At 59.6% G+C, this 13,419-nt stretch carries 12 protein-coding genes; 8 read left to right on the top strand and 4 right to left on the bottom strand.

The window, feature by feature from the left end; translation table 11 throughout:
• Window positions 1–63: 63 nt before the first annotated feature.
• The 3 genes from BLU25_RS13220 to BLU25_RS13210 are packed head-to-tail and all read right to left on the bottom strand — an operon-like array spanning window position 64 to window position 947.
• On the bottom strand, window positions 64–414 hold the full coding sequence (locus BLU25_RS13220; protein WP_016783145.1) for a DUF1493 family protein: 351 nt from the start codon (window positions 412–414) through the stop codon (window positions 64–66).
• Between the two features lie 22 nt (window positions 415–436).
• Window positions 437–715: a BrnA antitoxin family protein gene (locus BLU25_RS13215; RefSeq protein ID WP_029611686.1), complete on the bottom strand. Its 279-nt coding sequence runs from the start codon at window positions 713–715 to the stop codon at window positions 437–439.
• Window positions 675–947, bottom strand: coding sequence for a BrnT family toxin (locus BLU25_RS13210; RefSeq protein ID WP_016783146.1), 273 nt, complete (start codon window positions 945–947; stop codon window positions 675–677). Before BLU25_RS13210 ends, BLU25_RS13215 begins: the two co-directional genes overlap by 41 nt.
• Before the next feature lie 204 nt (window positions 948–1,151).
• Here BLU25_RS13210 and BLU25_RS13205 point away from each other — a divergent pair, with 204 nt between their 5' ends.
• A complete protein-coding gene (locus BLU25_RS13205) occupies window positions 1,152–3,089 on the top strand; it encodes a RecQ family ATP-dependent DNA helicase (RefSeq protein ID WP_016783147.1) in 1,938 nt (645 codons plus the stop codon).
• 119 nt (window positions 3,090–3,208) lie between these two features.
• Here the strand turns inward: BLU25_RS13205 and BLU25_RS13200 are convergent, their stop codons facing one another.
• Window positions 3,209–4,573, bottom strand: coding sequence for a formimidoylglutamate deiminase (locus tag BLU25_RS13200; protein WP_016783148.1), 1,365 nt, complete (start codon window positions 4,571–4,573; stop codon window positions 3,209–3,211).
• A 145-nt stretch (window positions 4,574–4,718) separates the two neighbouring features.
• Here BLU25_RS13200 and hutC point away from each other — a divergent pair, with 145 nt between their 5' ends.
• From hutC to hutG, 7 genes are all read left to right on the top strand, one after another.
• Complete coding sequence (gene hutC, locus BLU25_RS13195) at window positions 4,719–5,429, top strand: histidine utilization repressor (RefSeq protein WP_169846197.1); 711 nt, start codon at window positions 4,719–4,721, stop codon at window positions 5,427–5,429.
• A complete protein-coding gene (locus tag BLU25_RS13190) occupies window positions 5,426–6,001 on the top strand; it encodes a HutD/Ves family protein (RefSeq protein WP_016783150.1) in 576 nt (191 codons plus the stop codon). Before hutC ends, BLU25_RS13190 begins: the two co-directional genes overlap by 4 nt.
• Before the next feature lie 358 nt (window positions 6,002–6,359).
• Window positions 6,360–8,057 (top strand): urocanate hydratase, encoded by a 1,698-nt coding sequence (gene hutU, locus BLU25_RS13185; protein ID WP_016783151.1) that lies wholly within the window; start codon window positions 6,360–6,362, stop codon window positions 8,055–8,057.
• A gap of 157 nt (window positions 8,058–8,214) precedes the next feature.
• Window positions 8,215–9,747 (top strand): histidine ammonia-lyase, encoded by a 1,533-nt coding sequence (gene hutH / locus BLU25_RS13180; protein ID WP_016783152.1) that lies wholly within the window; start codon window positions 8,215–8,217, stop codon window positions 9,745–9,747.
• Between the two features lie 73 nt (window positions 9,748–9,820).
• A complete protein-coding gene (locus BLU25_RS13175) occupies window positions 9,821–11,224 on the top strand; it encodes an amino acid permease (protein WP_016783153.1) in 1,404 nt (467 codons plus the stop codon).
• Between the two features lie 27 nt (window positions 11,225–11,251).
• Window positions 11,252–12,457 (top strand): imidazolonepropionase, encoded by a 1,206-nt coding sequence (gene hutI / locus BLU25_RS13170; RefSeq protein ID WP_016783154.1) that lies wholly within the window; start codon window positions 11,252–11,254, stop codon window positions 12,455–12,457.
• Between the two features lie 10 nt (window positions 12,458–12,467).
• On the top strand, window positions 12,468–13,268 hold the full coding sequence (gene hutG, locus BLU25_RS13165) for an N-formylglutamate deformylase (RefSeq protein ID WP_016783155.1): 801 nt from the start codon (window positions 12,468–12,470) through the stop codon (window positions 13,266–13,268).
• Window positions 13,269–13,419 lie beyond the last annotated feature (151 nt).

The raw sequence follows: 13,419 nt of genomic DNA, 5'->3' as shown, positions 1-13,419 counted from the left end.
GGTTTGTCTGATTCACCACAGCGATGCCATCGCGAGCGAGCCCGCTCCCACAGACAGCCTCGCTTAGGCTTCCAGTTCTTGCGTATTCCAATGACCGCTGCTGATCGCCGCGTAGAGCATGCCGATGGTCAACGCTACTTTGCTCTCCCGACCCTTGGCCTTGCGCTTGAGGTGCGGGTCATTGCCAGCGGGCTGGAAATAGCGATAGGCATCGTAGTCGGCCAATTCCAGGCCGAAACGCTCTTCCAGGGCCTCCATCAAATGCTGGGCATCCGCGCCATTGCAGCCCAGGTCAGCATTGATTGCGGTCTTGAGGCTGATGGTTTTGTGTTCCGGCAAGCCGATTTCTTCGTGCAGCAACTGCAGCAGTTCACGCAGGGTGGGGGTGTCGGGGAGGTCGGCGGCGAGTTTCATCGGCAGAGGTCCGAAAAGTACTTCATGGTAGTTCTCCAGGCGAATGAGTCTTCAGCCAATCGGCTAATGCTGAATTCATCCGTGTTTGCCAGCCTGGCCCGGACGCCTTGAATTGCTCCACAACCTCTGGCGCAAGCCGGATAGTGATACGTGTCAGTACTTTTTCAGCCTTGGGCCTGCCACGTTTAATCAACTGCGGGCCTTTGAATTCATCGGCAGCTTCAAAAAATGCTTCCGTCAGCTCCGGCGCGTCATCGGGGTCAGCCCAGTCGATGTGCGTAGAGTGCTTGTTCGCGCTCATTGGCTTTCCTCATGGAAATAATACGGCGATCCGCGCCGCGCGGAGTCCAGACCAAAACCACCATGCGTTCCTTTAACAAACCGATGCTGATTAGTCGGACTTCTCCGTAATCTTGGCGAGAGTCTTCAGCGGTGAGGTGATGACCCGAAAATACGGTTTTTGCGTCAGCGAAATCGAGGCCTCGCTCGAGTAGCGTCTTGTTGCGCTTGATGATGTCGTAGGTTATTCGCATCTATTTATCGTATGCACAATAAATACTACTGGCTAAGCCAGTTTGTTGCCAGATTTTGCGTTTTCTTCAGACAAAGGGTTGTTCAAGGCTTTGCGGCATGACCCTGTATCATCCCCTCTCAATTTGCCCCCCGGCCTTTTCTCGATCGTCTGCAAACCTCGCGTTAAAGTTCTGCGCTTTGCAGCGGTCAATGGAGTGACAGTGATGCACAACACCCTGGAACAGGTTTTCGGTTATCCACAGTTTCGTGCCGGGCAAGAGGCGGTGGTCAGTGCCGTTTTGGCCGGGCGTTCGGCGGCAGCGATTTTCCCCACGGGCTCGGGCAAGTCGTTGTGTTATCAACTCCCGGCTTTGTTGCTGCCTCACCTGACGCTGGTGGTTTCGCCGCTATTGGCCCTTATGCAGGACCAACTGACGTTTTTGCAGCGCCACGGCATTGCCGCGGCCAGCATCGATTCGGCGCAAAGCCGTGAGGACGCCAGCGACGTCATGGCCCGGGCCAAAGCGGGCGAATTGAAGATCCTGATGATCTCGGTCGAGCGCCTGAAAAACGAGCGCTTCCGTAACTTTTTGCAGCAAGTACCGATTTCCCTGCTGGTGGTGGACGAAGCGCACTGTATTTCCGAGTGGGGGCATAACTTCCGCCCGGACTATCTGAAGCTCCCCGACTACCAGCGTCAGTTCAATATCCCGCAGGCCTTGCTGTTGACGGCGACTGCCACGCCCAATGTCATTGCGGATATGCAGGCCAAATTCGCCATTGCCGAGGCGGATGTCATCACTACCGGTTTCTATCGCGCCAATCTTAACCTGTGGGTCGAGCCGGTCAGCGGTACAGCCAAGCGCCAGCGCCTGGTGCAGTGGATGGGCGCGCGCATCGGCCAGCCGAGCATCGTCTATGTCACGCTGCAACGGACCGCCGAGCAGATTGCCGAACACCTCAACCAGCACGGCATCAGCGCCAACGCTTACCACGCCGGTTTGCCCCATGAGCAGCGCGAGGGCATCCAGCGCCAGTTCATGGGCGGGCAGTTGAACTGCATCGTTGCCACCATCGCCTTCGGGATGGGCATTGATAAAAGCGATATCCGCAATGTGGTGCATTTCGACTTGCCCAAGTCGATTGAAAACTACAGCCAGGAAATCGGCCGCGCCGGGCGTGATGGCCAGCCTTCGGATTGTTTGGTGCTGGCCAATCGCGACAGCCTCAATGTGCTGGAAAACTTTGTGTACGGCGATACGCCGGAGCTGCAAGGTATTCGCTATGTGCTCGATGAGTTGCGTGAGGCGATTCCTGAAGGGCAGTGGGAATTCATGCTGTTGCCATTATCCGATCAGAGCAATATCCGTCAGCTACCGCTTAAAACCTTGCTGGTGCAGCTGGAATTGCGCGGTTTGATAGCGCCGCGCTATGCCTACTTTGCCGAATACCGTTTCAAGTTTCTGATCGAGCCCGAGGTGCTGCTGGCCAAGTTCGAGGGTGAGCGCCAAGAGTTTGTCTCGGCCATCATCCAGACTTCCAGTCGCGCCAGAACCTGGGCCACGGTGAATTTCGATACCCTGTACAACCAGCATCAGGCCGACCGCAATCGGGTGGTCAAGGCGCTGGATTATTTTCAGGAGAAGGGCTGGATCGAGCTTGAAAGCAAGCAGATGACCGAGGTTTACAGCCTGTTGGTGGCGGATTTTGATGCAGCGGCGTTAAGTCAGGAACTGCACGCTTACTTCACGGCCCACGAGCGTGGCGAAATCGAACGGATTCACGCCATGCTGGCGCTGTTTGCCAGCGAAACCTGTTTGAGCTACCGGCTGGCGCAGTATTTTGGTGATGAGCAGGCACCCCGGCAGTGTGGCCATTGTTCGGTGTGTGCAGGGCAGGTCGCTTATTTGCCGGAACCGCCCGCACTGTCACCGCTTGTGGATAAAAACTTTGAAACCCTTTGTGGCGCTTTTATCCACAAGCATCAGGACTACACGGGTAGTTATCCCCCGGCAGAACGCCTGACCCGGTTTTTGTGCGGGATCAGCGTACCGATGTTCACCAAAATGAAAGCGCGGGCCATTCCGGGGTTTGCGGTCTTGGAGAATTATCCCTATGCCGAAGTCCGGGATTGGGCTGCGAAGCATCTGAACGAGCTGTAATTCAACTACCTGTAGGTGGTGTGGGAGCGGGCTTGCTCGCGATTGGATCGCCGTGGTTTGACAGAGAAACCGCGTCGTTGCCATCGCGAGCAAGCCCGCTCCCACAAAGGGTTATGCACCTACCCCAGCAACTCCCGCAGTACGCGGGTGAAGTCGCGGCAGCTGGCCTCTTCATCGGCATGATGGCCATCGCGCACAACCCACTGGCCGTTGACCATCACGTTGCGCACTTGGCGATCACCTCCAGCAAACAACCAGCGGTTGAGAATCGCATCGTCCTGGGCGGTAGCCAGGTACGGATCGTTGCCGTCGAGCACCAGCCAGTCGGCGCGCTGGCCCACGGCCAGCCCGGCAACCGTTTGCCCCATTGCTTGGGCGCCGCCCGCCAGTGCTGAGTCGTACAGCGTGCGGCCGACCATCGGCTGGTCGCTGCGGTACATCCGGTTGCGGCGTTGGTCTCGCAAACGTTGGCCGTACTCCAGCCAGCGCAGTTCCTCGACCACGCTCAGTGATACATGGCTGTCCGAGCCGATGCCCATGCGCCCGCCTTGAGCGAGGTAATCCACTGCCGGGAAAATACCGTCACCCAGGTTGGCTTCGGTGGTCAGGCACAACCCGGCAACGGCCTTGCTCTGCGCCATCCGTTGAACTTCGTGCGCATTGGCGTGGGTTGCATGCACCAGGCACCAGCGCTGATCGACCTCGACGTTGTCATACAGCCACTGGATCGGGCGCTTGCCGCTCCAGCTCAGGCAGTCGTCGACTTCCTTTTGCTGCTCGGCGATATGGATATGCACCGGGCAAGCCGTGTCGCTGGCCTGCAGCACTTCGTGGATCTGTTCGGGCGTGACGGCGCGCAACGAGTGGAAGCACAGCCCCAGGGCCTGCGCCGGCTGTTGCGCGAGCAATGGCTTGAGCTGTTGCTGTAATTTCAGATACTGCTCGGTGCTGTTGATAAAACGCCGCTGGCCCTCATTGGGCGCCTGGCCGCCAAAGCCCGAGTGGCTGTACAGCACTGGCAGCAGGGTCAGGCCGATACCGGCCGAACGCGCCGCTTCACTAATGCGCAGCGCCAGCTCTGCCGGGTTGGCATAGGGCTGGCCCGACAGATCGTGGTGTACATAATGGAATTCGGCCACCGAGGTGTAACCGGCCTTGAGCATTTCGATGTACAACTGGCGGGCAATAACGCCGAGCTGTTCGGGGCTGATTTTTCCGACGAGCCGGTACATCAGATCGCGCCACGTCCAGAAACTATCGTTGGGGTTGCCTGCCACTTCGGCCAAACCTGCCATCGCCCGCTGGAAGGCATGGGAGTGCAGGTTCGGCATGCCCGGCAGCACAGGGCCTGACAGATATTCGGCGCCTTGAGCATCGGAATTGGCTGTAATTTGTGTCAGGCAACCATCGGCACCCACCTCGATTCGGACATTGGCAGACCAGCCAGTCGGTAGCAGGGCGCGCTCGGCAAAGAAGACGGACATCGGTTCGGTACCCCAAAGCTTGTTATTTGTATATACATATACAGACGTTTGCCTGCCCGGTAAACTCCGGCAAGCTACGCCCTTTACTCATGAACAAGGATTGCCTGTGTCGACTCCGCCTGTCGTGTCCCCGCTGGCCGCCCACATGGGCGACAGCCCGGCCCCGCTTTACGCCCGCGTGAAGCAAATGATCACTCAACAAATCCAGAGTGGAAACTGGCCGCCGCATTACCGCGTGCCATCCGAAAGTGAACTGGTGACCCAGCTGGGTTTCAGCCGCATGACCATCAACCGTGCGCTGCGTGAAATGACCGCCGACGGCTTGCTGGTGCGCATGCAGGGTGTCGGCACGTTTGTGGCCGAGCCCAAGACGCAATCCGCGCTGTTTGAAGTCAACAACATCGCCGATGAAATCGCCGCCCGTGGGCATACGCACACGTGCAAGGTGATCAGCCTGGGTGAAGAAATGGCCGGCTCGGAACGCGCCGCCGTGCTCGATATGCGTGAAGGGCAAAAGGTCTTTCATTCATTGATCGTGCATTACGAAAACGGAATTGCCGTGCAAATCGAGGACCGTTTCGTCAACGCCCAGGTGGCGCCGGACTACCTCAAGCAGGATTTCACCCTGCAAACGCCTTACGCTTATTTGTCTCAGGTCGCACCGCTGACCGAAGGCGAGCATGTGGTGGAAGCGATCCTGGCGGACCCCCAAGAGTGCAAATTACTGCAAATCGAGCCCGGCGAACCGTGCCTGCTGATTCGCCGCCGCACCTGGTCGGGCCGTCAACCGGTTACCGCTGCCCGTCTGATCCATCCCGGTTCCCGTCATCGCCTCGAAGGACGCTTCAATAAATGAGCCAACCCGTTGTTTTGCGCGCCGCCGATTACCCACGCATGCCCTGGAAAAATGGCGGCGGCAGCACTGAAGAAATCACCCGTGACGCAGGCGAGGGCCTTGAAGGCTTTGGCTGGCGCCTGTCGATTGCCGATATTGGCGAGTCCGGCGGCTTTTCCCGTTTTGAGGGTTATCAGCGGATCATCAGCGTGCTGCAGGGCGCGGGCATGCACCTGCAGGTTGATGGGCTGAGCACGCGGGCATTGCGACCGTTCGATGCCTTTGCGTTCAAGGGCGAAAGTGCCGTCAGTTGCAGCCTGATTGACGGGCCGATCCGCGACTTCAACCTGATCTACGCCCCGCAGCGTTACACGTCCCGCCTGCAATGGCTGGATGCAACCACCCCGCAACGCCTGTTCAGTTCGGCGCATACCGTGCTGGTGTTCAGTGCGGGCGAAGTTCATGTGGGCTTGGGTAACACCTGCCACGAACACCTGGGCCTCTATGACTGCCTGCAACTGAGCGGCAATCGCCAGTTGCTGGAAATCACCCTGACAGGCCTGTGCTGCGTGATTGAGTTGAGCGCGGTCTGAGCTACTGAATGTGGGAGCGGGCTTGCTCGCGATGGTATCACTGCGGCTTATCTGTAAGACCGCATCGTCTGCATCGCGAGCAATCCCGCTCCCACAGGTCTTAAAGCCACAACGTGTTACCAAACGCCCCAAAATGTTGCATTGGTCATCCTCCGTAACATCCTCGCGCTTCACACAACTCCCGCCCTGAAAATTTTCTACGCTCCGAGGCCCTTTGTTTCCGGGCATTTCAGCGTTTTTACAGGTTGAATTCAAAAGCTGGCCGCTAACTTGCATATGCTTGTATGTACAAGTACATAAGTGTGCGTCGATCCTCTTCTCACACCCGACGCATCCGACCATCGCTGAGGAGTTACCCGTGACTTCAACTACCCCAAAATCGCCTGCCGAGTTCACCCGCCACCGTGATGGTGAGATCCGCGCCGCCCGCGGCACCCAGCTCACAGCCAAAAGCTGGATGACCGAAGCGCCCCTGCGGATGCTGATGAACAACCTCGACCCGCAAGTGGCCGAGAACCCGACCGAGCTGGTGGTGTATGGCGGTATTGGCCGGGCTGCGCGCAACTGGGAATGCTACGACAAGATCGTCGAAAGCCTGACCAACCTCAACGATGACGAAACCCTGCTGGTGCAATCGGGCAAGCCGGTTGGCGTATTCAAAACCCACAGCAACGCACCGCGGGTACTGATCGCCAACTCCAACCTGGTACCGCACTGGGCCACTTGGGAGCATTTCAACGAACTGGATGCCAAGGGCCTGGCCATGTACGGCCAGATGACCGCCGGCAGCTGGATCTATATCGGCAGCCAGGGCATCGTCCAGGGCACCTACGAAACCTTCGTCGAGGCCGGTCGCCAGCACTATAACGGCAGCCTGGTCGGCAAGTGGGTACTGACCGCAGGCCTGGGCGGCATGGGCGGCGCACAACCGCTGGCGGCAACCCTGGCCGGTGCCTGCTCGCTGAACATCGAATGCCAGCAAAGCCGTATCGATTTCCGCCTGGCCACTCGTTATGTCGACGAGCAAGCTGCGGACCTGGATGACGCGCTGGCCCGTATCGCCAAATACACCGCTGAAGGCAAGGCAATTTCCATTGCCCTGTGCGGCAACGCTGCTGAACTGCTGCCAGAAATGGTCCGCCGTGGCGTGCGCCCGGACATGGTCACCGACCAGACCAGCGCCCACGACCCATTGAACGGCTACCTGCCAAAAGGCTGGACCTGGGAACAGTACCGCGACCGCGCCGTGACCGATCCGGCTGCTGTGGTCAAAGCCGCCAAGGCCTCGATGGGCGAGCACGTTGAAGCGATGCTGGCCTTCCAGAAGGCTGGCATTCCAACCTTCGACTACGGCAACAACATCCGTCAGATGGCTAAAGAAGTTGGCGTAGAAAACGCCTTCGACTTCCCGGGTTTTGTCCCTGCTTATATCCGTCCGTTGTTCTGCCGTGGTGTAGGGCCGTTCCGCTGGGTCGCGCTGTCGGGCGATGCCGAAGACATCTACAAAACCGACGCCAAGGTCAAGGAACTGATCGCCGACGACGCCCACCTGCACAACTGGCTGGACATGGCCCGCGAGCGCATCAGCTTCCAGGGCCTGCCGGCACGTATCTGCTGGGTCGGTCTGGGCCAGCGCGCCAAGCTGGGCCTGGCATTCAACGAAATGGTGCGCAGCGGTGAGCTCAAAGCACCGATCGTGATCGGCCGCGACCACCTGGACTCCGGCTCGGTGTCCAGCCCGAACCGCGAAACCGAAGCCATGCAGGACGGTTCGGATGCTGTGTCCGACTGGCCACTGCTCAATGCCCTGCTCAACACCGCCAGCGGCGCGACCTGGGTGTCGCTGCACCACGGCGGCGGCGTGGGCATGGGCTTCTCCCAGCATTCGGGGATGGTGATCGTGTGTGACGGTACCGACGAAGCGGCCGAGCGCATCGCCCGCGTTCTGCACAACGACCCGGCCACCGGCGTGATGCGCCATGCCGATGCCGGTTACGACATCGCCATCGACTGCGCCAACGAGCAGGGCTTGAACCTGCCGATGATCAACGGCTGACCTGCGGGCACGAATCCTGTGGGAGCGGGCTTGCTCGCGATGCAGACGCCTCGGTGCTTCAGGCAGTCCGAGATGATGCCATCGCGGGCCAGCCCGGCTCCCACAAGGTTACGAACAATTTCTATAATTTCGGTAACACGCGTGAAGGAGTATTAACGTGCTTGAGTTAAACCTGATCCCCGGCCAACTGAGCCTTGCCCAGCTGCGTGACATTTATCAGCAGCCGGTTACCCTCAGCCTGGACGAGAGCGCTTCTGCGCAGATCGATGCCAGTGTGGCGTGCGTTGAGCAGATCCTCGCCGAAAACCGCACCACCTATGGCATCAACACAGGTTTTGGCTTGTTGGCTTCGACCAAAATCGCCAGCGAAGACCTGGAAAACCTCCAGCGTTCCCTGGTGCTTTCCCACGCAGCCGGTATCGGCGAGCCAATCAGCGATGATCTGGTGCGCCTGATCATGGTGCTCAAGGTCAACAGCCTGAGCCGTGGTTTCTCCGGGATCCGTCGCGTGGTTATCGATGCATTGATCGCCCTGATCAATGCCGAGGTTTACCCGCATATCCCGCTCAAAGGCTCGGTGGGTGCATCGGGCGACTTGGCGCCGTTGGCGCATATGTCGCTGGTGCTGCTGGGCGAAGGCAAGGCCCGTTATAAAGGTGAGTGGCTGGATGCTGTCAGCGCCCTGAAACAGGCGGGTCTTGAGCCGCTGACCCTGGCTGCCAAGGAAGGCCTGGCCCTGCTTAACGGTACTCAGGTGTCGACGGCCTACGCCCTGCGCGGCCTGTTTGAAGGCGAAGACCTGTTTGCCGCCGCGATGGCCTGTGGCGGCCTGACCGTTGAAGCCGTACTGGGTTCGCGCTCGCCGTTCGACCCGCGCATTCATGCGGCCCGCGGCCAACGCGGCCAGATCGACGCCGCCGCGATTTATCGCGACCTGCTGGGCACCAGCAGCGCAGTGTCCGAGTCGCACAAAAACTGCGACAAGGTACAAGACCCGTACTCCCTGCGCTGCCAGCCACAAGTGATGGGCGCCTGCCTGACCCAGTTCCGCCAGGCCGCCGAGGTGCTGGGCATTGAAGCCAACGCAGTATCGGATAACCCGCTGGTGTTCGCCGAGCAGGGCGACGTGATCTCCGGCGGCAACTTCCATGCCGAACCGGTGGCGATGGCAGCTGACAACATGGCCCTGGCGATTGCTGAAATCGGTTCGCTGAGCGAGCGTCGCATCTCGTTGATGATGGACAAGCACATGTCGCAACTGCCGCCGTTCCTGGTGGCCAATGGCGGCGTCAACTCCGGCTTTATGATCGCTCAAGTGACGGCTGCGGCCCTGGCTAGCGAGAACAAGGCGTTGTCCCACCCGCATAGCGTCGACAGCATTCCGACCTCGGCCAACCAGGAAGACCACGTTTCGATGGCGCCTTCTGCTGGCAAGCGTCTGTGGGAAATGGCTGAAAACGTTCGCGGTGTTCTGGCCATCGAATGGCTGGCCGCGTGCCAGGGCCTGGATCTGCGTGATGGTCTGAAAACGTCCGCCAAGCTGGAAATCGCCCGCACCACCCTGCGCAGCAAGGTCGCGCACTATGAGAAAGACCGCTTCTTCGCCCCGGACATCGAAATCGCCATGCAACTGCTGGCGTCCCGTTGCCTGAACGCTCTGCTGCCTGCACACGCTCTGCCAAGCCTGTAATCCAAAAAACGCAGAGGGCCTACGGGCTCTCTGCGTCTCTGTTTTCGCTGACAAAAATAATCAAGGACGCGAAATGCAAAACCACACTCAAGGTTTGAAGCGCGGGCTATCCGCTCGCCACATCCGTTTCATGGCGCTGGGTTCAGCGATCGGGACGGGTCTATTTTATGGTTCAGCCGCTGCCATTCAGATGGCTGGGCCTGCTGTCTTGCTGGCTTACCTGATTGGTGGCGCGGCGGTTTTCATGGTCATGCGTGCACTGGGCGAAATGGCCGTGCACAACCCGGTGTCCGGCTCGTTCGGGCACTACGCCAGCACCTACCTGGGGCCCATGTCGGGCTTTATCCTCGGCTGGACCTATGCCTTCGAAATGATCATCGTGTGTCTGGCCGATGTCACCGCGTTCGGCATCTACATGGGCTTCTGGTTCCCGGAAGTGGCGCGCTGGATCTGGGTGCTGGGCATCGTGCTGCTGATTGGCGGCCTGAACCTGTGCAGCGTCAAGGTCTTCGGTGAAATGGAATTCTGGCTGTCGCTGCTCAAGGTTGCCGCCATCGTGGCGATGATCCTGGCCGGTTTCGGCATCATGCTGTTTGGCATCGGCACCTCGGGCAGCTCCGATGCGGTGGCGACCGGCATCAGTAATCTTTGGTCCTTCGGCGGCTTTATGCCCAATGGCGTGGGCGGTCTGATCGCCTCGTTTGCCGTGGTGATGTTTGCCTTTGGCGGTATTGAGATCATCGGTATTACCGCCGGTGAGGCCAAAGACCCGCAGCGTGTGATCCCCAAGGCGATCAACGCAGTGCCGCTGCGTATTCTGCTGTTTTACGTGCTGACCCTGTTTGTGTTGATGGCCATTTACCCGTGGACCCAGATCGGCAGCCAGGGCAGCCCCTTTGTGCAGATTTTTGACAGCCTGGGCATCAGCTCGGCGGCCACCATCCTCAATATCGTGGTGATCTCGGCGGCAGTGTCGGCGATCAACAGCGACATTTTCGGCGCCGGCCGCATGATGTATGGCCTGGCCCAGCAAGGTCAGGCGCCCAAGGGCTTTGCCAAAATTTCCCGGCATGGCGTGCCGTGGATGACCGTTCTGGTTATGGGCGCCACCTTGCTGGTCGGTGTGGTGCTTAACTATCTGATCCCGGAAAACATCTTCCTGGTGATTGCTTCGATTGCGACCTTTGCCACGGTGTGGGTGTGGTTGATGATCCTGGTGACTCAAGTGGCCATGCGTCGCTCCATGACCCGTGAACAGGTGGCCGAGCTCAAGTTCCCGGTACCGTTCTGGCCCTATGCGCCGATTGCCGCCATTGTATTTATGGTGTTTATCTTCGGTGTGCTGGGCTATTTCCCTGAGACACAGGCAGCGCTGATGGTAGGCGTGGTCTGGATTCTCATGCTGGTTGTGGCTTACCTGTTGTGGGTAAAGCCGGCAGCAGGGCGGGCGATTGAAGTGGCGCCCGAGCTTTCCTGAGTTATTGATTTTTGACGGAGTGACGCGATGAAAACCCTTTGGCAGCACTGCAATGTCGCAACAATGGCCAATGGCATGTACTCGATCATCGAGGATGCCGCCATCGTCACCCGTGACGGCTACATTGAGTGGCTTGGTTCGCGTCAGCAGTTGCCGGCGGGTGAATATGGGCAAACCCACGGCCTTGAAGGCGCGTGGGTCACGCCGGGGCTGATCGATTGCCATACGCACACGGTATTTGGCGGCAACCGCAGCGGTGAATTCGAGCAACGCTTGCAAGGTGTGAGCTATGCCGAAATCGCCGCCGCCGGTGGCGGTATTGCCAGCACCGTGCGTGCGACCCGTGCGGCCAGCGAGGACGAGTTGTTCGACAGCGCCCGTCAGCGCTTGCTGTGTTTGCTGCGCGATGGCGTGACCAGTGTCGAGATCAAATCCGGTTACGGTCTGAGCCTTGAAAGCGAGCGCAAGATTTTGCGGGTGATCCGCCGCCTGGGTGAAGAGTTGCCGGTGACGGTGCGCAGCACCTGCCTGGCCGCCCATGCCTTGCCGCCGGAGTACAAGGATCGCGCCGACGACTATATCGAGCATATCTGTAACGAGATGCTGCCCGCGCTGGCGGCCGAAGGGCTGGTGGACGCCGTGGATGCCTTCTGCGAATACCTGGCATTTTCGCCTGAGCAGGTGGAGCGGGTGTTCAAGGTGGCGCAGCAACTGGGCCTGCCGGTCAAATTGCACGCCGAGCAGCTGTCTTCATTGCATGGCTCCAGCTTGGCGGCGCGTTATCAGGCGCTGTCGGCCGATCATCTGGAATTCATGACCGAAGAAGACGCCATTGCCATGGCCGAATCCGGCACCGTGGCCGTACTCTTGCCGGGCGCGTTCTACTTTTTGCGTGAAACGCAATTGCCGCCGATGGAAGCCCTGCGCAAGCACGGGGTAAAAATCGCCATCGCCAGCGACCTCAACCCGGGCACCTCGCCGGGCTTGTCGCTGCGCCTGATGCTGAACATGGCCTGCACCCTGTTCCGCATGACCCCCGAAGAAGCCCTGGCCGGGGTCACCCTGCACGCGGCAATGGCATTGGGCATGGGCGAGACCCACGGCTCGCTTGAGCCTGGCAAGGTGGCCGACTTTGTCGCCTGGAACATTGATCGCCCTGCAGACCTGGCCTACTGGCTGGGCGGTGATCTGGACAAACGCGTTGTGCGCAGCGGCGTTGACGTAACGCTTTAGGAGAAAGCTTGTGGACAAGGTTCTGACATTCAAACAAGGCCGCGTGCCATTGCTGATCAGCATGCCCCATGCCGGTCTGAAACTGACGCCAGCGGTCAAGGCCGGGCTGATCCCCGAGGCGCAAAGCCTGCCGGACACCGACTGGCATATCCCGCAGCTTTACGACTTTGCCAGTGAGCTGGGGGCCAGCACCCTGGCGGCCGAGTATTCGCGCTTTGTAATTGACCTCAATCGCCCGCAGGACGATGCGCCGATGTATGTGGGCGCGACCACAGGCTTGTTCCCGGCCACGCTGTTTGAGGGCGTGCCATTGTTTCGTGAGGGGCAGGTGCCTACGAAAGAGGAGCGTGCGACGTACCTGGAACAGATCTGGAAGCCTTATCACCAGACCCTGCAACAGGAACTCCAGCGCATGAAAGACGAGTTTGGCTATGCGCTGCTGTTCGATGCGCACTCCATTCGCTCGCAAATCCCTCATCTGTTTGACGGCCGCCTGCCGGACTTCAACCTGGGCACCTTCAATGGCGCCAGTTGCGACCCTGCGCTGGCCCGTGACCTGGAAGCCATTTGTGCCGGGCATCCGGCCTACAGCCATGTACTGAACGGGCGCTTCAAGGGTGGCCATATCACTCGTCATTACGGCAGCCCTGTGGATAACATCCACGCTGTGCAGCTGGAACTGGCGCAATGTACTTATATGGAAGAGGTCGAGCCGTTCAACTACCGCGAAGACCTCGCCGCACCGACCCGGGTGGTGCTCAGGCAATTGCTGGCGCAGGTGATCGAGTGGGGGCGTGAACGCTACGCCTGATGGCCCGGGAGAAGAAAGCCCAGTACTTGTAGGAGCGGGCTTGCTCGCGATTGGATCGCTGCGGGGCTACAGATACACCGTGTCGCGACTATCGCGGGCAAGCCCGCTCCCACAGGTTCAGTGGTCTTGCCCCCAGGACTTATAAGGGCAT

Origin of the sequence: Pseudomonas fragi, from assembly GCF_900105835.1 — a bacterium.
In the GTDB taxonomy this organism is placed as follows: domain Bacteria; phylum Pseudomonadota; class Gammaproteobacteria; order Pseudomonadales; family Pseudomonadaceae; genus Aquipseudomonas; species Aquipseudomonas fragi.
The sequence above is the reverse complement of the archived record's forward strand: the minus strand, read 5'-3'. Positions and strand labels throughout refer to the sequence as shown.